The organism is Corynebacterium hindlerae (assembly GCF_014117265.1).
GTDB lineage: Bacteria > Actinomycetota > Actinomycetes > Mycobacteriales > Mycobacteriaceae > Corynebacterium > Corynebacterium hindlerae.
Window position 1 is genome coordinate 969,554 of sequence record NZ_CP059833.1, and the last position, 23,200, is coordinate 992,753.

The following is a 23,200-nucleotide window of genomic DNA, read 5'->3' on the forward strand; positions in this document are numbered from 1 at the left end:
TGACATCCCAGACGATGACTTGCCCTGGTGCTGTTGCCGTGATTTCCGGGCGTGCGCGCCGTTGGTGCTGCTTGGTCTTGCGCGCACCTAACGCAGGGTGGCGAAGCTTCTTGCTTACTCGGTAGAACGTGCGCTCTGATGCCAAATACCGTTGATTGGGGTCATCAAGATGGCGATAGTACGCCTGGGTTGGTGCTACTCCTTCGCGATGCCCCAGGGATACTAAACGCGCGATCTCTTGGTAATCTTCCTCGGGGATTTTCGTACCGGTCCGCAGATGCCGCGGGGTAGGATTAGCTACCTGCGGGCGTGGGTGATGCCGATAATGCCACGTCGTTGATGAAATCCCGACGATAGACAGCGCAGTAGCTTTGCTCAGCCCCGCAGCACGAAGAGCCGCAATGATGGTCTCTTCGGCAGCGATAAGCTGGGCACGTCGTTCCTGCTGGTGCTCATCGAGGTTTCTGCCACCACGGGTTAAGTGGTGCCAGGACCGCGCATTATCTCTATAGCTTTTCCCAGGCCATCAACCGCCTTTCGCCATGCATCATCGAAAATCAGCCCATTTCTTGCGATCTGCTTCGTACTGGCGAGCTTGTTGGGCTTTTTCAGCTTCTAGCTTGGCTACTTTCTTTTTCTCCTCGGAAAGAAGTTTCTCCAGTCGGCGGATCTCGGCAACGTCGTCCTTGGTCATCTTTCCAGTTTTGCGGGGAGCCTGGCCTGATTCAAGATCCCCATCAGCTAACGCAGCCATCCAGTCACGGATTGTGTCCGCGCTAACACCAACAGACTCTGCGTACTGGCCTTTGGTCCCATAAGGACACCGGATGTAGGTCAGCACAATCTCGCGGCGCTCAGCCGCGTCGTATGACCGCCTTTTTTCTGTGTAATGGGGGGATAGAGATAGTCATGATTGAAAGCCTTTCAGGAGGTCGGATTATTCACAACTAGTCTGGCAGAGAGGGCGTTCGCCGAAAAACTGCCCAAAAGCGTCACTTTGGATGCCAGAAATTAGAGTTGAACTGCACCAACGTTTTCTTGCTCGTTTCTTGCTTCTGATATATCGCGGTCATTACATAGCGATCGCGATATTGTATAGACCGCAACGAGGCGACCACAATGACACCACTCACCGACACGTCACCAGAGCAACTTGCTGCTCGAGTTCATCGGTTCCTCGCGCTCCCCGCAGAGCTACCCTGGATTAAGTTCAAGACCAAGTCAGCAGCCACAGGCGCCGAAATCGCCCGCTACGTTAGCGCGCTCAGCAACTCAGCCACCCTCAACGATGAAAACTCTGCCTATCTCATCTGGGGCATCAGCGATGACCACCATGTCGTCGGCACAACTTTCTCCTGGCAGACGACAAAGGGCAAAGGAAACGAGGACCTTCTCCCCTGGCTAACCAGGGCAATTATCCCGACCCCTCAATTGAAATTTCTAGATGTTTAGCTTGAAGGCAAGCGCGTCACGATGTTGCGGATCGAGGCACCGCATAAGGTCCCCCTATGCGTTCGAAGGTGAACGGTACTTTCGCCAAAGCAGCTACGCCAAGCGCTTGCTCGACCACCCTGAGGTCGAGCGCGAACTGTGGCAAAAACTCAGTCAATTCGAGGCAGAGACTGCACTAGTTGCTGAGGGGCTGGACGCAACCGAGGTGACTGATTACCTTTCTCCGGAAGCTTTCTTTTCCAACCGACCCGAGGTTCCTCGCGTCAGTGGCACGGCACTAGCTAATGTATTCAAGAATCATGGCGCTGTAAGCCATTCGCATGAGCTTGGATGGTGCATCCCGGCATGGTCAGCACTGATGTATACGCATCGTTTGTCTGACTTCATTCCACTGCGAAACCTTGGTGGTCAAGTCCGTGGAAGTGGTGTATCTGCCTTTCGATTGAATAAGCAGTGTGTTGGTGCTAGGGACCGTCGCGGGATTGGTGTTGGGTGGGTTCATGCGGCCGCCTTGGTGGGGTCGCCGACGTTAATGACGGTAGCGGTCATCGTCGTTTTGGTCTGCTCCAGGCTGGTCAGTGACATGTAGCGTTTTTGCTGGATCCAATCATCGTGCTGCTCGGCGAGCACAGCCCGGACAAGACGTACGACCGCGTCGCGGTTGGGGAATATTCCAACGACATCGGTTCTTCGCCTGATTTCCTGTTGAGCCGCTCGGTGGGGTTGTTGGACCACACCTTCGTCCACACCGCTTTCAGTGCAGTGGTAAACGCCAGCACATCCTCGAGGGACTCTTCCAGAAAGTCGGCGACATGCGGGAATTTCTGCTGACAAAAGCTCACTACCTCCGGTGCCTGATTCCACATGGCCGTAGAGTCGGGTTGTTGAAAGATCGTATGTGACATCGCTGACAGGGTCGGCCACTGGGTTTTCGGCACCATGGAGGAAAGGTTCTTCGCGAAGTGGGTGCGGCACCGCTGCCAACTAGCCTGTGGTAGACAGTCGCTGACTGCGGCTTGAATCCCAAGGTGGGCGTCACTGGTGACGAGGAATACCCCGGATAAGCCGCGGGCGATGAGGTCGCGGAAGAACCCGGTCCACGACGCGGTGGATTCTGCGATAGCGACCTGCATGCCGAATGACTCCCGGTATCCGTCGGCGTTAACCCCGGGGGCTAACAGCACGCTGGTTTTAACCACGCGTCCGCCTTCACGGAGTTTCATCGTCAGTGCGTCGCAGGAAACCTAGTAATAGGGGCCGGTGTCTAGCGGGCGGGTGCGGAAGTCTTCGACCATGGTGTCGAGTTCTTTGGCCATGTCGGAGACCTGTGACCTTGATAGGTGGGTGATCCCAAGTCTGGCGACAAGGTCATCCATCCTGCGGGTGGAGACCCCTTTGAGGTACCAGGTGGCAATCACGGTGGTCAGAGCGCGCTCAGCCCTGCTGCGGCGCTCGAGCAGCCAGTCGGGGAAGAAGGCCCCGGTGCGCAGTTTGGGGATGGCCACATCGATGGTGCCGACTCGGGTGTCGAGTTGGCGATGTCGGTAGCCATTGCGCGTGTTGGTTCACTCTGGTGACACGGTGGCGTAGTCGGCACCAGAAACACTGTCAGCTTCGGCCGACAGGATGTGGTTAATGAAGTCAGCAAGCATCTGCTGCATCAAGTCTGGGGAGGCTTGGGGGAGTAGTTCTTCGAGATACGAGATTGGGTCGATATGATGAGGAACAGCGGCCATCGCAGGGTACGTCCTTTCGAGGATAGGTAAGAGTTGATTCGAAAGGTACCCGCGATGGTCGCCTCATTGTGCACCGGCACGAGGCTCACCGCGGGCTACAGATACACCACGCTAGCGGACGCAACCTTGAAGACAATCCGAAGCCCCGTCCGATCGTACGACGGCCACGCCACCAGGACCGGGTGGAATCAAATTTACAGAGCAGATTTTCATACAAAACTATTGACAGTAGACATAGCCACCCCTAGCATGTGACGTACGTCGCAAATAGCGACATACGTCACACCTTGCAGATTTCGAAAGGAGCTACCATGCCTGCCGTTATGGACATTAATTTTATTGAACGCATGAAGGGAGACATGTCACTCGTTTCCCAGTTCTACGACGACCCCGCCGCCACACTAGAAGAAGCCGGTGTCTCTGAAGAATTTTCCAACGCCGTACTTCGGCGTGATGGAAAGGCACTTCTAGCAATGGGATGGAAGTCCGAGGAGATGGAAGTGGCGTTCTCTGGTCGACACACGAGCAATCAATTCTATTGCAGCAAGTAGATGCCATGCCAGACCTGAACTCCCTAGACTATTTCAACCAGTCGAACCCTATCAGGAATGAGGACATACCCCTTCCTATGCGGAAACACTGGGAGAAAATCTCAGGTTACGGCTTATCAGGCGCGGAACTAGATTCTGTATTTTGGGCTGAATTTTATGAATTCATAGCACTTGCATACAGAAACAAGTTCCGCCCACCCGTCTCTAAATGGGCAATGACTTTCAATACATTTGGTTTTCGCAATCCAGGAACTCTGGCCACCACGTTTCACAATTGTTACTCCGTACTAAAAGCAAGCCAAAAGCTGGAAAAGTCATGAGGTTTAGGACGCAAGACGATGCAAACACTGAAAATTTCCGATAAGAATAGTGATGCCTGGGAACAACACTATTTCGCCCCAGAAGCAGACCCTGTCTGTGGGTACAAAATACATGTGAACCTAACAGAGCACCAATTTCAAGCCGGAAAGACCCTTCTAGTGGAGGAATACTCAAAAAGAAGGGTTGATTTCAAAGTCTGCAATACTCAAAGTTTTTGTGAACGACTAAATAACGGCAACTATGGTGTCACTCAAATCGGGAAGGCGGCAACAGTTTACGTCGCCACACCCGAGAGACTCAGTAGTGAAGCACAATTTCTTCAAGCTATGCTTGCCGAATTCAGCGGTCCTTGTCCCCCAACAGATCTCCGTATCCCCAACAGCGGCATTCTTAGCTATAGATGGGAGGCGAGGAATGAACCCCAAGCCCGCGAAATCTGCAGTGGTGTACCGCTTCCCGTCTTTGATCCGATTGGAGGCTTATCCGCCGTCGGAAATCCTTTCCTCGAACTCAAAAAGTCAGGGATAGACCTAATTATCACTCGCTGCCTTCGCCAGAGCTCCAAAGGTGCTGTTTATGAAGGGATCGCCAAGGGGACTCGGGTGAAGTCCCCAACAACATATCGACCAGTAATTCTAAAGGAATTTAGAAAATACGCATCCAAGTCACACTTAGGACACGATGCTTGGGACATAGGGCGAAGCGAAATAAAGTCATATAAGCAACTAAGACCGCTTCACGTAACACCGCAGCTCTTCTGGGAAGGAACGTCTAACGAGTCAATATATCTCCTATTGGAATCACCTGCCGGGTTTGTGCCTCTTCAAGAATTCGCTAAGAATTTAAGCACAGAATGCCTCGACGTTATCTGTTCAAAGGTAGAGTCCCTTATCAAAACCATCGCAAACTCAGACGTACGGTGGATAGACGTATCTCCCTCGAACATTCTCATCAACAACAAACTAGAGATTAAGGCCATAGATTTCGAAATCATTAGTGATGAACGAGGGACCACCTATTATGGTCTCCATCCAGTTCTTAAAGAGCAAGCGCCTACCCCAAGAGAATTAGTAAGCTTATTGCGGGGAAGTCTAGAGGCACTGATCCGAGATTAAAGGCATAGTACCTGGAGCACATCATGTTCACATTACTGCATCAATAAATCCCATTTGACACACCGCAAGTTGTGGCGGGTCAAGAATTTGACCCGTGAGAATTGCCCACTTCGGAAATCCGATGCTGGGTTCATGCTGCGTGCATGAGCTTTCAGCCACGGTTGTCAAACATTGAGAGACACGATGCAGGATTATAAGACTTCTTATCAAAAATTTTGGACCACCGTACGCAAGAATCATCCTGACTATCTACGTTGGTTCTTCGCCGATACAGCAAGCGCCTTGGGGGCATCCCTCGTGGCCATCCCTATTTCACTTGCGAGCTACCACCTCACTGGAAGCCTAAGTCAAGCGGGAGTGATTGGAGCCGCAAGTTCGGCCGGCTCGATGATCATGACGATCCCGGCCGGCATGATCATTGATCGTTTCAACAAAAAGAAGTTACTTCTCTTCTACGGGCTGAGCCAAATTGCTATTTGGTCAACCTTCTCGCTGCTACTTTACTTGAGCAAATTCACTTTCATACTTTTGTTCTTCTTTAGCCTGTTTGCGGGAATAATTTCAGGCGCGTTTGGAGGCCTAACCAACGCCATTTTGAGATTCATCATTCCCGAGACTTTGCTTGTTCAAGCGCAAGGCCGTAACCAAACTCGAGACAACATTATCTGGATGGTCGGACTACCTTTAGGAGGATTTCTCTACGGTCTAGCCCCGGTTATTCCCTTTGTTGTACAAACTTTGTCTGGGTTGGGTCTGCTTTATGCTTCAAGAACTTTCAGTATGGACCTGGGGAAGTCAAACAGCGAGCAACGGTATTCGTTTAGAGAATTCTGGTCCGATAGCAAATATTCTTTGACTTGGATTTGGAAATATCCGATGCTTCGAACAATTTTCAGCATCGATATCTTCTCCAACTTCGCCAACTTTTTCCTCATCGCGTCCATTGACCTATGGCTGGCATACCTCAAATTTGATGGTTGGATAATCGGCCTCACCTCAACCATGTTTACTATTGGAATGGTTGCTGGAGGACTTCTTCAAGACCGCCTCATCAAGCAATTTCCAGGAAGAAACATTATCCGAGCAACTATGCTTTGGGAACTACTGTGGTATCTGTTGCTTCTCGTATTTTCCCAGTATTGGGCACTCATCGCAGTCGCAGCACTTTTCATCGTAGTTCCATCCATTGCGTGCAACTCATACTCCGGAGGACTACTTGCGTTATCAGCACCTCCCGAAAAAATAGGAAAATGCTCGGCAGGAGCGCGTCTGATGATGGGATTGCTACCAATCATCGCTTCCGCCAGCGCGGGTATATTTCTCGCCGCAATTGGTTTTCAGGCAAGCATGGCGTTATGTGCACTGTGCTCGGTTATCTCCTGCTTGATAGCGACAAGTTCAGTCCTGCGCACACTACCTAAAGCATCCGAGTTCAATTTACTCCCCGTATGCGAGTAAGTCCCAAGGTCATCTACTAAAGGCTCAAACACAGTTCTACAACGACCATTCCAGCATCACCGACTATGCACTGCTTAATTCGTCGAACGGAATTTGGAGAAAGATTAAACACAGTACTTGATTCAAACGTAATTGAAGATGGATACCTAGACGTTCAAGCGTCGACTTTATCGATGGGTTATCTTCGCAGGCTTCAGATCACCGATTGTTTAGCAACGCCAGCAGATTTATACCTCCTGGATGAGCCAACCAATCACCGGCGCATTCTAGGGGTCAGTGCAACATCCCATCCGTACGCTAAATTCAGCACACGGGCCGACAACCGCACTCAGCTACATACCGGTCCGCAATACTGTGGCCGGGCGCGCACACCCCGGGCCGCCACTACCAACAGACCAGTGAGTACAGCCGTTTCGCCCACCAGCGGGGCAAACACGATGAATCCAAGGAATCCGGCGCTGTTGCGGGTCAGGATCATAGACAATCCCCACAGCGCAATGATGCTAACGCATACCGCATGCCCCGCGGACACCGGGATCATCTGCCGGTAGCAGGGCACACCTGCGCGACGGTTCGCCAACCACCACGAGAGCAAGAAACCTGAGAGCAGGAAGCTAGAAAGAGTCAGCGGAGAAACGAAGCTGAGATACGGGGTCATGACAATGGCGCCGTCACCAAAGGATCCGGAGAGGTAGGCGCCGAGGATAAATAGTGCCTCACTTAGCACTCCCAGCCAGCCTAAACCTAGGAAAATCCGTTTTGCTACGGCAGGCTGCTCCAATATTGCGGAAATCACTTTAACTCCCCGACTGGTAATATCTGAACTACATTCCTTAACGATACCTTAATATTTGACTAATAAAAAGTTGTTGTTTTGTCGCCATCGCTAGACTAGGGCACCATGACTCGTGATTTTGACATCATTGTTTTTGGTGCAACTAGTTTCGTCGGCAAGCTCACTGCTCAGTATTTAGCGCGCGAACACGGTGACCTTAAGATCGCGCTCGCGGGGCGTAACTGGGCAAAGCTGCAGGCTTTGCAGCTCCCCTTCCCTCTCCTGAAGGCTGATGCAGCTAACAAGTCGGAGTTGGATGACCTCGCGAAGAAAACGAAAGTGATCATCTCCACCGTGGGCCCCTACACCCGCTACGGCGATTTCCTCGTTGATGCGTGTGCGGAACATAACACCCACTATGTGGACCTTTGCGGCGAAGCTCTGTTTATTCGCCGTGTGATTGATCGTTGGCACGGAAAGACGGATGCCAAAATTGTGCATTCCTGCGGTTTCGATTCCGTCCCTAGCGACATGGGCATGTTCCATCTGTGGCTCAAGAGTGGCCGTAAGGAATTTAGTGAGGTGGTGATGAGCGTCGATAAGCTGCAGGGCGGACTGTCGGGCGGCACCGTCGACTCGATGCGCGAGGTGAGCCGCGACGCGAAACGCATGCCAAAAGGCGGCGCAATTTTGCACAGCCCCTACACCCTGTCACCAGATCATACGAAGGAACCAGACCTCGGCGAACAGCCCGATTTTGTGGCCCGCTACATCCCGCTCATCAAACAGTGGGCTGGCCCCTTCTTCATGTCGATGTTCAACACCCGCGTCGTGCGCCGCTCCAACACGCTCAGCGGCTACCGCTATGGGCGGGCGCTACGCTACAGCGAAGTCGCCCCTACCGGCGAAGGGCTGACTGGCAAGCTCAAAGCGAAGGCGCTCCTCGGCGCGGTCGGCGCGGCCTTCTCCGCCATCATGGTGGACAAGCTGCGTAAACCGCTCTCCGCCGTGGTGCCGGAGCCGGGTGAAGGGCCCGCCAAGCTTGACGACGGCGGATTCACCATCACCCATCACGGCCAAGCCCTCGACGGCTCCTACCATTCCGCACGAGTCAGCGCCGAAGGGGACCCCGGATATAAAGTCACCGCAATGATGCTCGGCGTGGCCGCCGTTGTCCTAGCCACCTCCCCCGCCGGGTTGCCTGAGGAAACCGGCGTACTAACCCCTGCCACCGGTCTTGGGGAGCCCTACCTGGAAGCGCTCCGAGCTGGCGGGATGTATTTTAGCTAGGCTGGCTCGGTTATGGGCCATATCCCCGGGAAGCGTTTCCCGGGTCTCGGCGCCACAACCTGCCGCACATGTGCTATTTGGCTTTTCAGCCCGCGAAACCCGGGAAATGCTTCCCGGGTTTCAAGTAACTAAGAACTGACTCACCGCTCAGCAGCACCGCGCGCCTGGGTTTGCGGCCTTTTCTGCGTAGCGTTGCCGGAAATATTCCCGCTCAGAGGGGATCGGTCGGTCTGGGTGATGGTGCCTTAGGTGAGCCACGTATTTGGCGTACTCGTTTTCTCCTACGATCTCTCCGAGCCACCACCACACGGCTTTAATGATGCGCATGGGCCACCGGCCTTTGTTCTGCCCAGAGCTCTTCAAGTTGCTTCTCTACGTCGGTTGCCACCATTGAGCGTGGCGCGAAGTACGCTGATGGAACTTCCTCGTCCTCGGTAGTTGGGGTCTGCTCGCCACGCTGCTGGGCCGCCAGTGCGCGTGCACATGCCACCAGAGCAGCAATCACTACTGCGAGCGTCAGGACCGCAAAGAGAATCGACAGCACGCCCTGGATCATCGTGTTGCGGATGACTGCATCGATTTCTTCAACTGTCTTCGCCGTGCCAAATTGGGTAAGCCCCTGAGCCTTGGCATCTGCAAAGCGGTTGTGCTGGGCAAAGTAACCAATCTTGGGGTTGCTGGAGAAGATTTTCTGCCAGGAGGCGTACATGGTCACGATCAGGTCCCAGAACATCGGAATTCCGGGAATCCACGCCCACTTGAGGTATCCCTTCTTCACCACGATTACCAAAACTAGTGATAGTGCGATGGCGGCTAGGAGCTGGTTGGCGATGCCGAACAGCGGGAAGAGCACGTTAATGCCGCCGAGAGGGTCGGTGACACCCATGAGCAGGATGGCACCCCAGAGCGCACATACGAAGACGGTGGAGATCCAGTGTCCGAGCGTCCATTCTGGGTCACGGAACTTCTTCAGTCCTGGCACGTTGGCCAGGGTGTCGGTCATCATGAAACGCGCCACGCGGGTTCCGGCGTCGACGGTGGTGAGGATAAACAATGCCTCAAACATGATGGCGAAGTGGTACCAGAATGCCTGCATCTCTGGGTGGCCGAAGATGTCGGTGAGAATTTGCGACATGCCGAAGGCCAGCGTCGGAGCACCACCGGTGCGGGAGATGATGGTGTGTTCGCCTACCGATTGTGCGGCGGCCGTGAGTTGTTCCGGAGTTAGTCCAACTCCAGGCAGGTTCAAGCTGTTGACAAAGGCTGCTGCGGTTTCAGGGTCTGCTCCAGTCAGAGCTGCTGGGGCGTTCATTGCGAAGTAAAGGTGACGGTCCAAAATCACGGCGGTGATCAATGCCATGATCGCGACGAAAGATTCCATGAGCATGCCGCCGTAGCCGATCATGCGCATCTGCGACTCTTTCTCGACCAGTTTCGGAGTGGTTCCTGAGGAGATCAGCGCATGGAATCCAGACAGTGCACCACAAGCAATGGTGATGAACAGGAATGGGAAGAGGTTACCCGCAAACACGGGTCCTTGACCGTTCTTGGCGAACTCTGTGATCGCAGGCATGTGCACTTCAGGGCGGTCAATGAGGATGCCCACAGCCAGCATCGCGATCACACCGACCTTCATGAAGGTGGAGAGATAGTCACGCGGCGCCAGCAACAGCCATACCGGAAGGATCGCAGCAATGACGCCGTAAGCAATCAACGCCCACGCGAGGGTGACTTTGGAAAGCGTGAACCACTCCACACCCCAGGACGTGTCCGCGACCCAGCCACCTGCAACGATGGACAGCAGCAGTAACACCACACCGATGACAGATACCTCCATGACCCGGCCAGGCCGGATGTAGCGCAGGTAGACACCCATGAACAGTGCGATCGGGATTGTCATCGCGATGGAGAACACACCCCACGGTGATTCCGCCAACGCGTTCACCACCACCAGCGCAAGCACGGCGATGATGATGATCATGATGGAAATGACGGCCAGGATACCGGCGGCGCCACCGACAGAGCCGACCTCGTCCTTGACCATCTGCCCCAGGGAGCGGCCGCCGCGCCTTGTCGACGCCCACAGCACCAAATAATCCTGGACCGCACCGGCAAGAATCACACCGACAACGATCCACAACGTCCCAGGCAGATACCCCATCTGGGCTGCCATTACTGGCCCCACCAACGGCCCCGCACCGGCAATAGCGGCGAAATGGTGACCAAACAGAACGCGGCGGTCAGTGGGCATGAAGTCTTTGCCATCATTGTGATATTCGGCGGGAGTAGCACGCGAGTCCTTCGGGCGCACAATCTGGTATTCCACCAAACGCGCATAGAAGGTGAAAGCAATGATGTACGACCCCACCGCTGCGAGCACTAGCCAAACCGCATTGATGGTTTCCCCACGATGAAAAGCTACGACGCCCCAGCCTGCTGCTGCCATCAGGGCGACGATGACAAGAAAGATTTTAGTTTTCCAGCTCGGATTTCGATTGTCAACAACGCCAACCGGCAGATCGGTGGCGTCCGAATGGATGAATTCAACACCGTCGGGGGCATTGAGCTTGCTAGTTACCGCAGTCATCGCATCGGTTCCCTTTCTGTTAGCACATATGATTTTGACACTTACGTCCCAAAGTTATCTTTTTTCAACTTGCGTCACAATAGTTTCGTTCATATGCAATGAAACACCCCGCCCTTTCCACCACATTCCCAGGAAACGCTTCCCGAGCTTCCCGAAAAAACTACCCAAGCACGCCCCTAGGAGTCACCACCCAAGCCAACCCCTCCAAGACCAAGAGGTCTATTTAATTCACCTCCACTACCTGCAATTACTCACATAAATAGACCAAGCGGTTTACATAGACTAAGCTGTCCGCTACATTGATAACGAAGCTAACACGGAAAGGACAAACAATGCCTAAATACGACAACTCCAACACCTCAGAGTGGGGATTCAACACCCGCGCAATCCACGCTGCACAACCGGTTGATTCCGACACGGGCGCGCGTAACCTGCCGATTTACCTCACATCCTCATATGTGTTTGATTCCGCAGAGCACGCCTCGCAGCGTTTCGATCTCTCTGATGCCGGACCGGTCTATTCCCGACTGACCAATCCGACTGTCGCCGCCGTGGAAAGCCGAATCGCGGACCTGGAGGGCGGCGTCCACGCGGTGTTGTTCGCTTCCGGAATGGCTGCAGAAACCGCTGCGATCCTGAACCTGGCTGAGGCTGGCAGCCACATCGTTTCCTCCCCTCGTCTCTACGGCGGCACCGAGACACTGTTCCAGGTCACGCTGAAGCGCCTTGGTATCGAGACCACCTTCGTGGAAAACCCAGAGGATCCCGAGTCCTGGCAAGCCGCGGTGCAGGACAACACCGTTGCTTTCTACGGGGAGACCTTCGGCAACCCAATCGCCGATGTGCTGGACATCCCTGCTGTAGCTGAGGTAGCTCACCGCAACAGCGTGCCACTGATCGTGGATAACACCCTGGCCACCGCTGCCCTGGTTCGCCCGCTGGAGCTGGGCGCCGATATCGTGGTGGCATCGCTTACCAAGTTCTACACCGGCAACGGCTCTGGCCTGGGTGGTGTGCTCGTTGACGGTGGCACCTTCGACTGGACTGTTGAGCGCAACGGCAAGCCTGTGTTCCCACAGTTCGTTACTCCGGACCCGGCATATCACGGACTGAAGTACGCTGACCTTGGTGCTCCAGCGTTTGGGCTGAAGGCGCGCGTCGGCGTGCTGCGCGATACCGGTGCCGCTCCTTCCCCGCTAAATGCGTGGATCACGGCGCAGGGCCTGGATACCCTCAGCTTGCGTGTGGAGCGCCACAACGAAAATGCCCTGGCAGTCGCACGTTTCTTGTCTGAGCATGAGAAGGTCGCGTCGGTGAACTACGCCGGTTTGGAGGATTCCCCGTTCTACGCTACGAAGGAGAAGATCGGCGCAAAATACACCGGCTCTGTGCTGTCCTTCGACATCAGGGGTGGCCGCGAGGAGGCTTGGCGCTTTATCGACGCCCTGAAGCTGCACTCGAACCTCGCGAACGTCGGCGATGTTCGTTCCCTGGTGGTGCACCCGGCCACCACCACGCATTCCCAGTCTGATGAGGCCGGTTTGAAACGAGCAGGTATCACACAAGCTACAATCCGACTATCCGTCGGCATTGAAGATATCGCCGATATCATTGCTGACCTGAACCGAGGTTTTGAGGCCATCTAATATGCATTTTGTTTCCATTGGTGATTTCACCACTGAAGCCGGCGCAGTCATCGCCGATGTCACCATCGCGTACCAAACGTGGGGCGAGAACCAGGGCGACAACGTCGTCTTGGTCGAGCACGCCCTGACCGGTGACTCTGATGCTGCCACCTGGTGGGAGGGGCTCGTGGGCCCTGGCCGTGCCATCGATACCGATGAGTATTTCGTGGTGTGCACCAATGTACTGGGTGGCTGCAGGGGCACGACGGGCCCGTCATCCCCTCACCCGGAGGGTGGTTTTTGGGGGTCTCGTTTCCCCGCGATTTCCATCCGCGACCAGGTCAGCGCGGAGCACGCTGCTCTGACGGCGTTGGGCCTGGAGAAGTTCACCGCCGTGATCGGTGGTTCTATGGGTGGCGCCCGCGCGTTGGAGTGGTGCGCGATGTACCCCGACCAGGTGGGTGCCGCTCTGATCCTGGCGGTGTCCGCCCGCGCGAGCGCCTGGCAGATTGGTATTCAGGCGCAGCAGATCACATCGATTGAGAAGGATCCCGAGTGGCACGGAGGGGATTTCTACGAACTTGGCCCCGGCCCGATCACTGGCATGGGCACGGCTCGCAAGCTGGCCCATTTGACGTACCGCGGCGAGCTGGAGATCGACGAGCGGTTCGGCGCTGACGCGCAGGACGGCGAAAACCCGCGCGGCGCTTTCCGACGCCGAGACCAGCGTTTCGCCGTGGAAAGCTATCTTGATCACCAGGCCCGCAAACTCGCAGAACGGTTTGATCCGGGCAGCTACGTGATCCTCACCGAGGCTCTCAACCGCCACGACATCGGCCGCGGGCGCGGAGGCCTGAACCGGGCATTGGCCAATATCAAGGTTCCGACCTTCGTCGTGGGCGTAGACACGGACATCTTGTACCCGTACCACCAGCAGGAGCACCTATCCCGTAACCTCGGGAACCTCCTGGGGATGGGGAAGATTGTCTCCCCGGTAGGCCATGATGCGTTCCTCACGGAAACGCGCCAGCTCGATCAGCTGACGCGGCGATTCTTCCGGCTGGCACGGTCCTAACTACCGAGGGCATCCACCGATACTGCGAGGAACACCATGATGGCGCCGAGGAGCGTCGAAAAGGCAGCATCGAAGCGTCGTGAGCGCACCGCCAGAACGCCGAGGGATCGGGAATCACACGTGAGCCGTAGCACGGCGAGCCATATCATGGCCACGCCGAAGGCAAACGTGGAACGGCGCCAGTGCTCCGTCAAAGACAGCACTGCGGCGGTCACGATGGCTAGGCCAAACAGCACTACCCCGGCCAGTTGTAGGTTCCGGGGGACTTTGGATGCTGGTAAATCCGCGTCGTGCGGATTAGCCAGTAGGTTCATCGGCGGCTGGGAAGGCAATGCTACTGCGCTGCCTGTTCTGCGCGTTCCACCACATTGCGGACCAGGAACGCGCGGGTCAGCGGGCCCACGCCGCCTGGGTTCGGAGAAACGAAACCTGCGACGTCCCAGACGTCTGGGTGTACGTCGCCGAGCAGTTTGCCGTCCTTACGGGATACTCCCACATCCAGGATGGCCGCTCCGGGCTTGACCATGTCTGCCGTCAGCATGTGTGGCTGGCCGGCGGCGGCTACGATGACGTCGGCCTCGCGGGTTTCCGCAGCTAGGTCCTTGGTGCCGGTGTGGCAGAGGGTGACGGTGGCGTTTTCACTGCGACGGGTGAGCATGAGGCCGATCGGACGTCCCACGGTCACGCCACGGCCGATCACCACCACCTTCGCGCCATCAAGTTCCACGCCGAAGCGGCGCAGCAAAGAAATCGCGCCGTTAGGGGTGCATGGCAGTGGGGCGGGCTCGTTTAAAACCAGTTTGCCCAGGTTGACGGGGTGCAAGCCGTCGGCGTCCTTCGCGGGATCAATAGCAGCGAGCACCGCGTTTTCATCCAGATGCTTCGGCAGTGGAAGCTGGACGATGTACCCGGTGCACTCTGGGTCATTGTTCAGCTCATCGATGACCTGCAGCAGCTCTTCTTGGGAAATGTCCCCTGGCAGATCCTTCCGGATGGAACGCACCCCGATTTGTTCGCAGTCGCGGTGCTTCATTTTCACGTAGGAGTGCGAGGCCGGGTCATCTCCCACCAGCACGGTAGCCAAACCTGGGGTGATCCCCTTTTTCTGCAGCGCAGCTACGCGCTGCGCAAGGTCTGCGAAAATCTCATCCCGGTACAAATTTCCATCAAGCTTGGTAGCAGTCATGGGGCCATTATTCCACGGATCCCGGTACCTGCGACTAGATTGGTCAGTCATGAGTCCTTTCGCGCACATCATCTTCGACCAACCGGTCATCCCACCCAATACCGGCAATGCCATCCGCATGTGCGCGGGGACTGGCGCGACACTCCATCTGGCGGGGCCGCTCGGGTTCAATTTGGAGGAAAAGAATCTGCGACGCGCGGGCCTGGATTACCATGACCTGGCCGTCGTGAAGCTGCATGACAGCCTGCAGGACGCCCTCGACTCTCTGCCCGGCGCGCGCGTCTTTGCGTTTTCAGCGCGGGCAACAACCAGCTACACCGCGGTGGACTATCAGCCCGGCGATGTGCTGCTCTTCGGCACCGAGCCGACGGGGCTGAGCGACGCCGCCCTGAGCCACCCGCGGATCACCGAGCAGCTCCGGATTCCGATGTTGCCTGGTCGGCGCTCTATGAACCTTTCCAATGCGGCTGCTGTGGCCGCGTACGAGGCCTGGCGCCAGTTAGGATTCCCCGGAGCCTGAGCCGTCGGCGATGGTGATTGCGGTGAGGGCGATGTCTGCGAGCGCGACCTCTTTACCCGCTACTTGCACTATCTGCATGCCCCCAAAACCTCGTTCCCCAAGGCTCACCTGCGCGCCCGGCACGATCCCATGCTGGTCAAGGTAGCGCAGCAGTGCTGGGTCGCCGTCGTGGATTCGGGACACCACTGCCACGGCACCTGGCTCCAGCTGCCCGAGGTGCCGCACCCCAAGGTCCTCGATGTCACCAGTGGCGGTCGGGATTGGATCGCCGTGCGGGTCGTGCGTGGGGTGGCCCAGGATGTCATCGATGCGGGCGAGGAACTTTTCAGACACAGCGTGTTCCAGTGAGTCTGCTTCCTCATGCACTTCGTCCCACTGGTAGCCCAGCGAATGCACCAAGAAGGTCTCCAAGAGCCGGTGGCGGCGGGCCATCGCCAGGGCATACTTTCGGCCGGTTTGGGTGAGCGAGATTCCGCCGTAGGGCTGGTGATATACCAAATCCTGGGCAGCAAGGCGTTTAATCGCTTCAGAGGTGGTTGAGGCGCGCTGGTCGAGCGCGGTAGCGATCTCGCTCAGCGTGGCGTGGTGGCCGGTGCGCTCAGAGATGTCCCAAATCAGTTTCAGATAATCCTGAGTTTTTACCGTCAGGTCAGAGACGTGCATTCCTCCATAATAGGGCAGCCGATCTGGCGATTGCGTACAGCAGCCCGCCGGTCAGCGCGATGGCACCACCCACGGAAATACCCCCCATCACGCCGACGGTCAGCCCGATGAGCCCCATGAGCACCCCCGTAATCACGGAAATAAGCACGAAAGTTCCCGGCTCCCGCGCCAGTGCCCAACCGACACCCGCCGGCGCCGCCAGCAGCGCGATCGGCACGATAGTGCCTACAGCAGGAATGGCAACTGTGACTGCGAGGCAAATGAGGAAGAGTACGAGGGCGTCGATAACCGTGCCACCATGCTTCACGACGCCCGGGTCGAATGCCCGAAACACCAGCGGCCACCACACCAACGCGCACGCCACGGCCACCACAATGAGCAGCAACCCCGCGGCGGTCACATCTGCCCTGTTCACAGTCAGCGCTGAGCCGGTGAGGAAGGTGTCCACCCTGATCGGGAGCGGCTGAAACCATTTGGCTAGGAAGTAACCCAAGCCGAAGCCAAATGTCAGCACGATTCCCGCAGCCGCGGGCGAGCTAATCCCCGGAACCTGCGCCAGACGGCGCATCAACGCCGACAGCGGAATGCACATGAGAAATCCGCCCAGGAACAGGCAGAGGGACTGCCCGTAAGTGCTGAGCTGCGGCAGGACAGTCGCGCTAATCACTACCCCGAGCACTGCGCCAGGGAACGTCGCGTGCGTGATGGCTTCCGCGAAAAAAACCTTGCGGTGCATGGTGGCCAGGGCCCCAACCGCAGCCGTAGACGCTCCTAGAACCGTGACTTCCACGATCGGCAGCACGGAGATCACTTGACCGCCCTCCTCAACTCCGTTGCAGTAACAACGACGGCAAACACCGCGAGCATGGCCAGCGTAATAGCAGCTTGCGGTGAGATGGGGCGGGAAGTCTCTAGCAGCATCGCCCAAAACCCGAGCACGCTACCAGCCACCGCAACGAGCGCAGCGATCACCGCCATGCTTACCGGCCCTCGTGCGCACAGGCGCGCGGTCACCGCGGGGACCACCACAAAGCCGATGACCAGCAGCACTCCCACTACTGCCGCGCCAGCGACCACAACTGCGGCGATCCCCAAATTCAGAGCGAAATCGGTACGCCATACCTTCACCCCAAGGGATTTTGCACTCGCAGCATCAAACGCGAGAATGATTTGGTCCCGCCAGGTCGCAGCCACTAACACCGCACCCATAGCGGCAATCACCACCGACTGCCACATCCGAGCCGTGCTCATCTCCAATACGCGCCCAAACATCAGGGCCTCCAGCTGACCCGATTTATCCGCAAAATACAGGGACATCACGATGCCGAAGGAATAGAAAGAGGTAAGAACAACGGCGGTGGCTACGTCGTTGTGGTTCTTCGCACCCGTGGTGAGCGCCACCGCCGTTGCCAGGGCAGCCACGCTCGCTCCCCACGCGATAGAATCCGTGCCACCTGCCACAAAACCGCCGACGATGCCGGGGAACACGGCGTGCACCATGGCTTCCGCCCGGAATTCCCCAGCGCGCAGATTGACCACCGTCCCCACGATCCCAGCGCAGACACTCAAGATGACCAGCATGATTAACGGCCTGAGCAGGTAGCTGGTACTGAGCACCATCATCAGTTGCTGCACAGGATCTCCCCTGCGCTCGCATTTCCGATGACATCCAAAGTGGCACCAAAGTTACGCTGGGAACCTGCAACAACCAAAGTGTTATCGCACACGGCGCGCGCCAGTCCCAGATCGTGGGTCGTCGCAATGACTGCAACGCCTTGCTTCTTCAGATCAGAGATGATATCCAACAGCACCGTGCGGCTGTCTGGATCGAGCCCGTTGAAGGGCTCGTCGAGGAGCACTAGCTGCGGATTTCCTACCAAGGCCCGCGCCAACAAGACTCGTTGTCGCTGGCCACCAGATAACTTCCCGAATCGGATGTTTGCCCGGTCCGCCAGCCCGACGGTCTCCAACGCAGCTGCCACCTTGGCCTTTGTTTTGGCAGTGGGGCGCCACAGCAGTTTGCGTTCTGCGGCGTAGCACCCCATCTTCACCACATTGCCGGCGCTGATGGGGAACGTGGCATCAAATTGGGTGGTTTGGGGAACATACCCCACCGCGGTAGTCTCAGATTCCACCTGGCCTGTTAGCAAGTGGGCCTCGCCCAGCAGGCCTTTCAGAAGAGTGGTTTTTCCTGCCCCGTTGGGTCCGATCACGGCAAGTGCAGTGCCGGGTTGCACAGCGAAGTTCAGTTCGCTGACAATCGGCTCTGAACCGTACCCGAAGCTGGCGTTACGTAACCGAAGCATTAGTCGCGCAGTTCCTCAGGTAGTGGCTTGACCGTGCCACCCCATGCTTCGACGAGGGTACGGACATTGTGGATGATCGATCCCGTGTAAGTCTCACCTTCGCTGCCCTCTGCGCCGAGCGAGTCACCGTAGAGTGCATCTTCGCCAGTGATGATCCGAACGCCTGCGGCGCGTCCCACGGCTTCAATCGACTTCGAGTTGTTGGAGTTTTCCGCGAAGATCACCGTTGCATGGGACTGTTTGACCTGTTCAACAGCTTCTTCGATGTGCTGGTGGGTAGCGTCTTGCTGGGCGTTAAAGTCCGACAGCGCCGCGCCAATGAAGTCAATACCAAAGTCACGGGAAAGGTAGCCGAAGGCGTCGTGGGACGTAAACAGCACGCGCTTATCCTGTGGCACGGAGTCGAAGCTGTCCTTCGCCCAGGTGTCAAGCGCGGTCAGTTGCTGCACGTAGTGGTCGGTTCGCTTTTCCCAGTCAGCAGCGTGGTCGGCATCAGCCTTCGCTAGCGCGGCTCCGATGTTGCGTACTTGCACAATTGCGCCACTAGGGCTGGTCCAAATGTGCGGATCGTGGGTGAACTCTGCTTCTTCGCCGGGTTCTGGATCGAAAGGCCAGGGAGCAACATCTGCTTTGTTGTCGCCGGCGTCAATGGTGAATTTTCCAGCTTCTGCGCCAGTGTTCGGGACGCCAGAGGTGACGACCATGCTGCCTTTGAATCCGGAAGAATCAATAGCGCTGTCTAGGAAGTGCTCGAGGTCTACGCCGTTAGTGAGTAGCAGGTCAGCGTCAGACATGGCCTTCATTTGCTGCGGTGTCATCTCATGATCGTGCGCTGACGCGTTCGGCGCAAGCAGGCAGTTGAGTTTGACCGTAGGCTTTGCGCCGTCCGGAGCATGCTTCTTGCCTTGGGAATCGGTTTTCTCCAAGACGATCTCAGAGTCTGGCTGCTGCTCGGCAATGTGCGTGACATAGTCACAGATTTGGGTGGTGGTGGCGACGAGTTGCAGTGCATCATCACCATCTGCGGTGCCGGGGGTACATGCGGTGAGCAGGCATCCTGCCGCCAGGACAGCTAAGCCAGCTGTTTTTCTCATTGTCGTTTTTCCTTCCAGGGCTGATCGCACCTGTTGCGACCACCCTCCCAGACTAACGACATTGAATCCTTAAGTTCAAGTAGTTGAACTATACAGTTCTGGCAGCTTCCGGTGTCGGAGCTGGTCCAACAATTCAGTAGCGTCGCTCACTGCTAGCTGCTGCGCGGACATCATCACCGGCCCCGGCACCATATCCAACCGCAGCGTCGCGATCCCTAACACCTGAGCGATGGGCCCCCTCACCAGGGATAACTCTTGAATATGCTCCGGTGCGACCATGCTCATCCGATGACTGAACCGGCCGGCATGGATCACCACGGCACGCTCCCCCAGCACCGTCACTGCTTGTTGCTTCCAATCGATCGGCGACACCCAGCGGGCACGCCGGGGACTGCGGTACTGCGGACGCTCAGCCGCCTCGGGCTTCACGACGCCATCCAGCTCCTCCCCCGTCGCCGGCCCCAATGTGGCCGCCACCTTCAGAGCTAACTCCCGGCTCCCTACCGGCAGCACCGTGGTGGTTCCTGATTGTTTGTCAGCAGCCCCATAACCAGCCACCGAGATCATGACCTTCCACCAACCGAACCGACGCCACAAGATCGGTTGCACTACCTTGACGCCGTGGATACGACCAAGCGGGATCGTCTGCTTCCGCTTATCGGCGAGGCCATAGGTGACGTTGAGTGTGGCGTCGTGAAGCGTGCCAGTAAACCGCCAGCTACTATCAACGACATTCCACAGCCACGGCCCGGCAGCCGCCAGTAACGGCAACGCGGCGCCGGCGGCACCCGGCACAACAAGCAACGGCAGCGCGATGAGTAGCAAGACGGTGGCGGGGTGAAGCGCTGCAGCGATGATGCTGTGCTGAATCGGGATGGTCGGGATGAATGCAGCAGCCTGCGGTTCCTCTGCCAGTGGCGTTGTGGAGATCCGTGACAGGATTTCGGAGCGCACCCGCTCCGCCTCCGGTTTACTCAGGTACAGAATTTCCAGCGCCGATCCTTGCCCACCTGCGGTTTCAATTCTCACCTTCGCCACCCGGAAAATCCGGGCGATAACCGGTTCAACCACGTCCACCGCTTGAATCCGGTCAAAGCGCGCCGTCCGCAGATTAGTGGACAGCACACCATGTTTCACCTGTACTTCTTCCGCATCCAGTCGGTAGCCCATCGCCTTCCACCACAGACCGGATCCCCACCACACCACGGCGCAGAGCAAGGCAAAACCAGCAACGGCAGCCAACAACCAGAGCAGATGCTGCATCTCACCAGTGAAAAACGCCGAGATTCCCAGGAGCGCCGACCCATTGAGGTTGGCGATAGCAATGGCAAAGAACGCAAGAATAGCAGTCCAGAACTTCAGCAGCGGTGTCGCACGATGTACCGGGCAAAAATCAGTCACAGGCCGCTCATCCTCTCGCGGGCTCGCTCGGCCAGGCGCTGGCGAAGTTCATCCGCCGTCGCGGATTCCAAACCCCGGACCGTCGCATCACTCGTCGACGACGCGGTGTGCAACAGCACATGCTTAAGACCAAATAGTCGCTCAATCGGCCCGGCCTTGACATCCACAAACTGAATCCGGCCATATGGCACCACGGTAAACGTGTGCCACAACTTCCCCTTAGTCAGCAACAACTCATCGTCAGTTTCCTGCCAACCCAAATTCCTCACCTGCGCCGGGATGAGCCACGAAAGCCACCCGATCACCAGCACAAGAATCGCGGTACCCACGAAAAACCACGGGCTAAACAACGTGCCGAACACCGCGAAAGCAACAGCAGCTAACGCAGGCCACGGAAGCGCCCCCAGCAACCGGACCTTAGTAAGACGAGAAGAAGCAGGATTCATGCCTCTAGTTGTACCTGAAGGGATCCTCCATCCGCTCGACGGCTAAGGATCCCCAGCACGGTCGTTATAACAGCACGGAAGCGAGCGCAGCACCGACCACGCACGATGTAATCACCGAGATGAAGCCCGGGATAATGAACGAGTGGTTGATGACAAACTTGCCAATACGTGTAGTTCCGGTCTTATCAAAACCAATGCAAGCCAGGTCAGATGGGTAGGTCGGCAGGATGAAATAGCCGTACGCCGCGCCATAGAAACCAACGATGAGCTCGGGAGCTACGCCCAACTGCAAGCCAATCGGAGCAATCGCGACGAGAGCTGCAGCCTGAGAGTTCACCAGCTTGGACACGATGAGCAGCACCAACGCGTACGCCCACGGCGCAGACTCCACGACACCGCCAAGGCTGCCCTTGAGTGCATCAATATGAGTCTGGAAGAAGGTATCTGCCATCCAAGCAACACCAAACACGGAAAACACGGCCGTCATTCCGGCTTTAAATACGGCAGTGCTGGAAATCTTTCCTGCTTCGGCCTTACAGAACAGCAAAATTGCAGCGCCCGCAACGAGCATAACCATCTGGATGACCAGGTTCATGGAAAGCGGCTGCATCCCCTTCTTCCCCTCAAATACTGGACGAAGCTCCTCGAAAGCACCGAGGATGACCACAACCACAATCGCCACGAAGAAAATCCACATGGCGCGGAACGATTCCTTTGGAAAGACTTTGCCGATCAAGGTTTCAGAAGATGCGTAGACCATTTCCTTGAACTCGGGGTCCTTCATTCGTTCCTGGAATTGCTCGTCCTTATCTAGATCCTTACCGCGACGTATCGACCAGAGTGCCGCCAAAATAACACCAGAAAACGAAGCGGGAATCGCAACCATCAGGATCTGAGGGATGGAGTAAGCCTTATCGATGATCCCGGCATTCTCAGCAAGAATCGAGGCCAGAGACACGGTAGCTACCGACACCGGGGAAGCGGTGATACCCATCTGTGAAGAAGTAGATGCAACCGCCATCGGACGTTCCGGGCGAATCCCCTTCTTGATCGCAATATCCTCAATGATCGGGAACATCGTGTACACCACATGCCCGGTGCCACACAGCAATGTGAGGAACCAAGTGGTGATCGGTGCCAGGATCGTAATCAGCTCTGGTTTTCTACGGAGAAATTTCTCCGCATATTGCATCATCACGTCGAGACCACCAGCTTGCTGCAAGGTAGACGCACATCCGATCACAGCAATGATCGTGAGCATCACATCTACTGGAGGCTTTCCTGGTTGTAGACCAAACAGGAACACCATGAGCAGCAAACCGAATCCGGAGATGAGGCCTAGGCCAATACCGCCGTAACGAGTACCGAGCAGCAGACAGAAAAGTACAACAGCAATCTGGAGCACAATGGCGATTGCCGATGTGGGGTCGAGAATCGTGGCTAGCACGTATCTCCCCTTTCAGTTCGGTTAACAGAATAATTCAAAGGTAAAACCAAACTTTTGTGTGAGAAAAGCCAATATTCACTGAGATTTCTCACATACTCACAGCTTGACTGTGGTCAGACCATATGGTTTCATGTTTGACTTGCTAGCTTCCC

General features: G+C 56.5%; 22 protein-coding genes and 2 pseudogenes. 9 read left to right on the plus strand and 15 right to left on the minus strand.

Annotated elements, in window-relative coordinates:
- Positions 1-547: 547 nt before the first annotated feature.
- Positions 548-694, minus strand: a complete 147-nt coding sequence (locus HW450_RS04725; RefSeq protein WP_182386841.1) for a hypothetical protein — start codon at positions 692-694, stop codon at positions 548-550.
- A 425-nt stretch (positions 695-1,119) separates the two neighbouring features.
- Here HW450_RS04725 and HW450_RS04730 point away from each other — a divergent pair, with 425 nt between their 5' ends.
- Positions 1,120-1,452: an AlbA family DNA-binding domain-containing protein gene (locus HW450_RS04730; RefSeq protein ID WP_182386842.1), complete on the plus strand. Its 333-nt coding sequence runs from the start codon at positions 1,120-1,122 to the stop codon at positions 1,450-1,452.
- A 498-nt stretch (positions 1,453-1,950) separates the two neighbouring features.
- Here the strand turns inward: HW450_RS04730 and HW450_RS04735 are convergent.
- Positions 1,951-3,188, minus strand: a pseudogene (locus tag HW450_RS04735) (IS256 family transposase).
- 359 nt (positions 3,189-3,547) lie between these two features.
- On the opposite strand from HW450_RS04735, the gene HW450_RS04740 reads away from it, so the two are divergent.
- The 4 genes and pseudogenes from HW450_RS04740 to HW450_RS13225 all read left to right on the plus strand — a co-directional run.
- Positions 3,548-3,739: a hypothetical protein gene (locus HW450_RS04740; protein WP_208768754.1), complete on the plus strand. Its 192-nt coding sequence runs from the start codon at positions 3,548-3,550 to the stop codon at positions 3,737-3,739.
- Between the two features lie 338 nt (positions 3,740-4,077).
- A complete protein-coding gene (locus tag HW450_RS04745) occupies positions 4,078-5,175 on the plus strand; it encodes a class III lanthionine synthetase LanKC N-terminal domain-containing protein (RefSeq protein ID WP_182386844.1) in 1,098 nt (365 codons plus the stop codon).
- A gap of 183 nt (positions 5,176-5,358) precedes the next feature.
- A complete protein-coding gene (locus HW450_RS04750; RefSeq protein ID WP_182386845.1) occupies positions 5,359-6,633 on the plus strand; it encodes an MFS transporter in 1,275 nt (424 codons plus the stop codon).
- A gap of 65 nt (positions 6,634-6,698) precedes the next feature.
- Positions 6,699-6,875 (plus strand): annotated as a pseudogene (locus HW450_RS13225) (hypothetical protein); the annotation flags it as partial.
- Positions 6,876-6,961: 86 nt separating this feature from the next.
- Here the strand turns inward: HW450_RS13225 and HW450_RS13070 are convergent.
- Complete coding sequence (locus tag HW450_RS13070) at positions 6,962-7,429, minus strand: hypothetical protein (RefSeq protein WP_232843398.1); 468 nt, start codon at positions 7,427-7,429, stop codon at positions 6,962-6,964.
- A gap of 105 nt (positions 7,430-7,534) precedes the next feature.
- On the opposite strand from HW450_RS13070, the gene HW450_RS04760 reads away from it, so the two are divergent.
- Positions 7,535-8,698: a saccharopine dehydrogenase family protein gene (locus tag HW450_RS04760; RefSeq protein WP_182386847.1), complete on the plus strand. Its 1,164-nt coding sequence runs from the start codon at positions 7,535-7,537 to the stop codon at positions 8,696-8,698.
- A 147-nt stretch (positions 8,699-8,845) separates the two neighbouring features.
- Here HW450_RS04760 and HW450_RS04765 read toward each other — a convergent pair whose 3' ends face one another.
- The gene (locus HW450_RS04765) at positions 8,846-9,025 is read right to left on the minus strand and encodes a YbdD/YjiX family protein (protein ID WP_182386848.1); all 180 of its coding nucleotides are present in this window, start codon (positions 9,023-9,025) and stop codon (positions 8,846-8,848) included.
- Entirely contained in the window at positions 9,012-11,285 is a 2,274-nt protein-coding gene (locus HW450_RS04770; RefSeq protein ID WP_182386849.1) for a carbon starvation CstA family protein, read from the minus strand. Before HW450_RS04770 ends, HW450_RS04765 begins: the two co-directional genes overlap by 14 nt.
- Before the next feature lie 332 nt (positions 11,286-11,617).
- On the opposite strand from HW450_RS04770, the gene HW450_RS04775 reads away from it, so the two are divergent.
- Positions 11,618-12,931 carry an O-acetylhomoserine/O-acetylserine sulfhydrylase gene (locus tag HW450_RS04775; protein ID WP_182386850.1) on the plus strand — a complete coding sequence of 438 codons (1,314 nt, stop codon included), beginning with the start codon at positions 11,618-11,620 and terminating at the stop codon, positions 12,929-12,931.
- Between the two features lies 1 nt (position 12,932).
- Positions 12,933-13,985, plus strand: a complete 1,053-nt coding sequence (gene metX, locus HW450_RS04780; protein ID WP_182386851.1) for a homoserine O-acetyltransferase MetX — start codon at positions 12,933-12,935, stop codon at positions 13,983-13,985.
- On the opposite strand, the gene HW450_RS04785 is transcribed toward metX, so the two are convergent.
- Together HW450_RS04785 and HW450_RS04790 are read right to left on the minus strand one after the other, a co-directional pair.
- Positions 13,982-14,299, minus strand: a complete 318-nt coding sequence (locus tag HW450_RS04785; protein ID WP_182386852.1) for a DUF3017 domain-containing protein — start codon at positions 14,297-14,299, stop codon at positions 13,982-13,984. The genes metX and HW450_RS04785 overlap by 4 nt on opposite strands.
- Positions 14,300-14,319: 20 nt before the next feature.
- Positions 14,320-15,171: a bifunctional methylenetetrahydrofolate dehydrogenase/methenyltetrahydrofolate cyclohydrolase gene (locus HW450_RS04790; RefSeq protein ID WP_182386853.1), complete on the minus strand. Its 852-nt coding sequence runs from the start codon at positions 15,169-15,171 to the stop codon at positions 14,320-14,322.
- Between the two features lie 49 nt (positions 15,172-15,220).
- On the opposite strand from HW450_RS04790, the gene HW450_RS04795 reads away from it, so the two are divergent.
- A complete protein-coding gene (locus tag HW450_RS04795; RefSeq protein ID WP_182387354.1) occupies positions 15,221-15,691 on the plus strand; it encodes a tRNA (cytidine(34)-2'-O)-methyltransferase in 471 nt (156 codons plus the stop codon).
- Here the strand turns inward: HW450_RS04795 and HW450_RS04800 are convergent.
- From HW450_RS04800 to HW450_RS04835, 8 genes are all read right to left on the minus strand, one after another.
- Positions 15,671-16,354 (minus strand): metal-dependent transcriptional regulator, encoded by a 684-nt coding sequence (locus HW450_RS04800; protein WP_182386854.1) that lies wholly within the window; start codon positions 16,352-16,354, stop codon positions 15,671-15,673. The genes HW450_RS04795 and HW450_RS04800 overlap by 21 nt on opposite strands.
- Positions 16,341-17,165 (minus strand): metal ABC transporter permease, encoded by an 825-nt coding sequence (locus tag HW450_RS04805; RefSeq protein WP_182386855.1) that lies wholly within the window; start codon positions 17,163-17,165, stop codon positions 16,341-16,343. Before HW450_RS04805 ends, HW450_RS04800 begins: the two co-directional genes overlap by 14 nt.
- Positions 17,162-17,989 carry a metal ABC transporter permease gene (locus tag HW450_RS04810; RefSeq protein ID WP_182386856.1) on the minus strand — a complete coding sequence of 276 codons (828 nt, stop codon included), beginning with the start codon at positions 17,987-17,989 and terminating at the stop codon, positions 17,162-17,164. Before HW450_RS04810 ends, HW450_RS04805 begins: the two co-directional genes overlap by 4 nt.
- Complete coding sequence (locus HW450_RS04815) at positions 17,977-18,660, minus strand: metal ABC transporter ATP-binding protein (RefSeq protein WP_182386857.1); 684 nt, start codon at positions 18,658-18,660, stop codon at positions 17,977-17,979. Before HW450_RS04815 ends, HW450_RS04810 begins: the two co-directional genes overlap by 13 nt.
- The gene (locus tag HW450_RS04820) at positions 18,660-19,754 is read right to left on the minus strand and encodes a metal ABC transporter substrate-binding protein (RefSeq protein WP_182386858.1); all 1,095 of its coding nucleotides are present in this window, start codon (positions 19,752-19,754) and stop codon (positions 18,660-18,662) included. The genes HW450_RS04815 and HW450_RS04820 overlap by 1 nt, the downstream gene beginning before the upstream one ends.
- Before the next feature lie 75 nt (positions 19,755-19,829).
- Positions 19,830-21,155 carry a PH domain-containing protein gene (locus tag HW450_RS04825; protein ID WP_182386859.1) on the minus strand — a complete coding sequence of 442 codons (1,326 nt, stop codon included), beginning with the start codon at positions 21,153-21,155 and terminating at the stop codon, positions 19,830-19,832.
- Positions 21,152-21,601, minus strand: coding sequence for a PH domain-containing protein (locus tag HW450_RS04830; RefSeq protein ID WP_182386860.1), 450 nt, complete (start codon positions 21,599-21,601; stop codon positions 21,152-21,154). The genes HW450_RS04825 and HW450_RS04830 overlap by 4 nt, the downstream gene beginning before the upstream one ends.
- Positions 21,602-21,665: 64 nt before the next feature.
- Positions 21,666-23,048: an anaerobic C4-dicarboxylate transporter gene (locus HW450_RS04835; RefSeq protein WP_182386861.1), complete on the minus strand. Its 1,383-nt coding sequence runs from the start codon at positions 23,046-23,048 to the stop codon at positions 21,666-21,668.
- Positions 23,049-23,200: the final 152 nt, after the last annotated feature.

Bases quoted from the DNA above. Each gene is read 5' to 3' on its own strand.
- HW450_RS04730 (WP_182386842.1), top strand. From the start codon at position 1,120: ATGACACCACTCACCGACACGTCACCAGAGCAACTTGCTGCTCGAGTT.
- HW450_RS04750 (WP_182386845.1), top strand. From the start codon at position 5,359: ATGCAGGATTATAAGACTTCTTATCAAAAATTTTGGACCACCGTACGC.
- HW450_RS04765 (WP_182386848.1), bottom strand. From the start codon at position 9,025: ATGCGCATCATTAAAGCCGTGTGGTGGTGGCTCGGAGAGATCGTAGGA.
- HW450_RS04785 (WP_182386852.1), bottom strand. From the start codon at position 14,299: ATGAACCTACTGGCTAATCCGCACGACGCGGATTTACCAGCATCCAAA.
- HW450_RS04770 (WP_182386849.1), bottom strand. From the start codon at position 11,285: ATGACTGCGGTAACTAGCAAGCTCAATGCCCCCGACGGTGTTGAATTC.
- HW450_RS04830 (WP_182386860.1), bottom strand. From the start codon at position 21,601: ATGAATCCTGCTTCTTCTCGTCTTACTAAGGTCCGGTTGCTGGGGGCG.
- HW450_RS04800 (WP_182386854.1), bottom strand. From the start codon at position 16,354: ATGCACGTCTCTGACCTGACGGTAAAAACTCAGGATTATCTGAAACTG.
- HW450_RS04745 (WP_182386844.1), top strand. From the start codon at position 4,078: ATGCAAACACTGAAAATTTCCGATAAGAATAGTGATGCCTGGGAACAA.
- HW450_RS04795 (WP_182387354.1), top strand. From the start codon at position 15,221: ATGAGTCCTTTCGCGCACATCATCTTCGACCAACCGGTCATCCCACCC.
- metX (WP_182386851.1), top strand. From the start codon at position 12,933: ATGCATTTTGTTTCCATTGGTGATTTCACCACTGAAGCCGGCGCAGTC.
- HW450_RS04775 (WP_182386850.1), top strand. From the start codon at position 11,618: ATGCCTAAATACGACAACTCCAACACCTCAGAGTGGGGATTCAACACC.
- HW450_RS04760 (WP_182386847.1), top strand. From the start codon at position 7,535: ATGACTCGTGATTTTGACATCATTGTTTTTGGTGCAACTAGTTTCGTC.
- HW450_RS04740 (WP_208768754.1), top strand. From the start codon at position 3,548: ATGTCACTCGTTTCCCAGTTCTACGACGACCCCGCCGCCACACTAGAA.
- HW450_RS04815 (WP_182386857.1), bottom strand. From the start codon at position 18,660: ATGCTTCGGTTACGTAACGCCAGCTTCGGGTACGGTTCAGAGCCGATT.
- HW450_RS04725 (WP_182386841.1), bottom strand. From the start codon at position 694: ATGACCAAGGACGACGTTGCCGAGATCCGCCGACTGGAGAAACTTCTT.
- HW450_RS04820 (WP_182386858.1), bottom strand. From the start codon at position 19,754: ATGAGAAAAACAGCTGGCTTAGCTGTCCTGGCGGCAGGATGCCTGCTC.
- HW450_RS04790 (WP_182386853.1), bottom strand. From the start codon at position 15,171: ATGACTGCTACCAAGCTTGATGGAAATTTGTACCGGGATGAGATTTTC.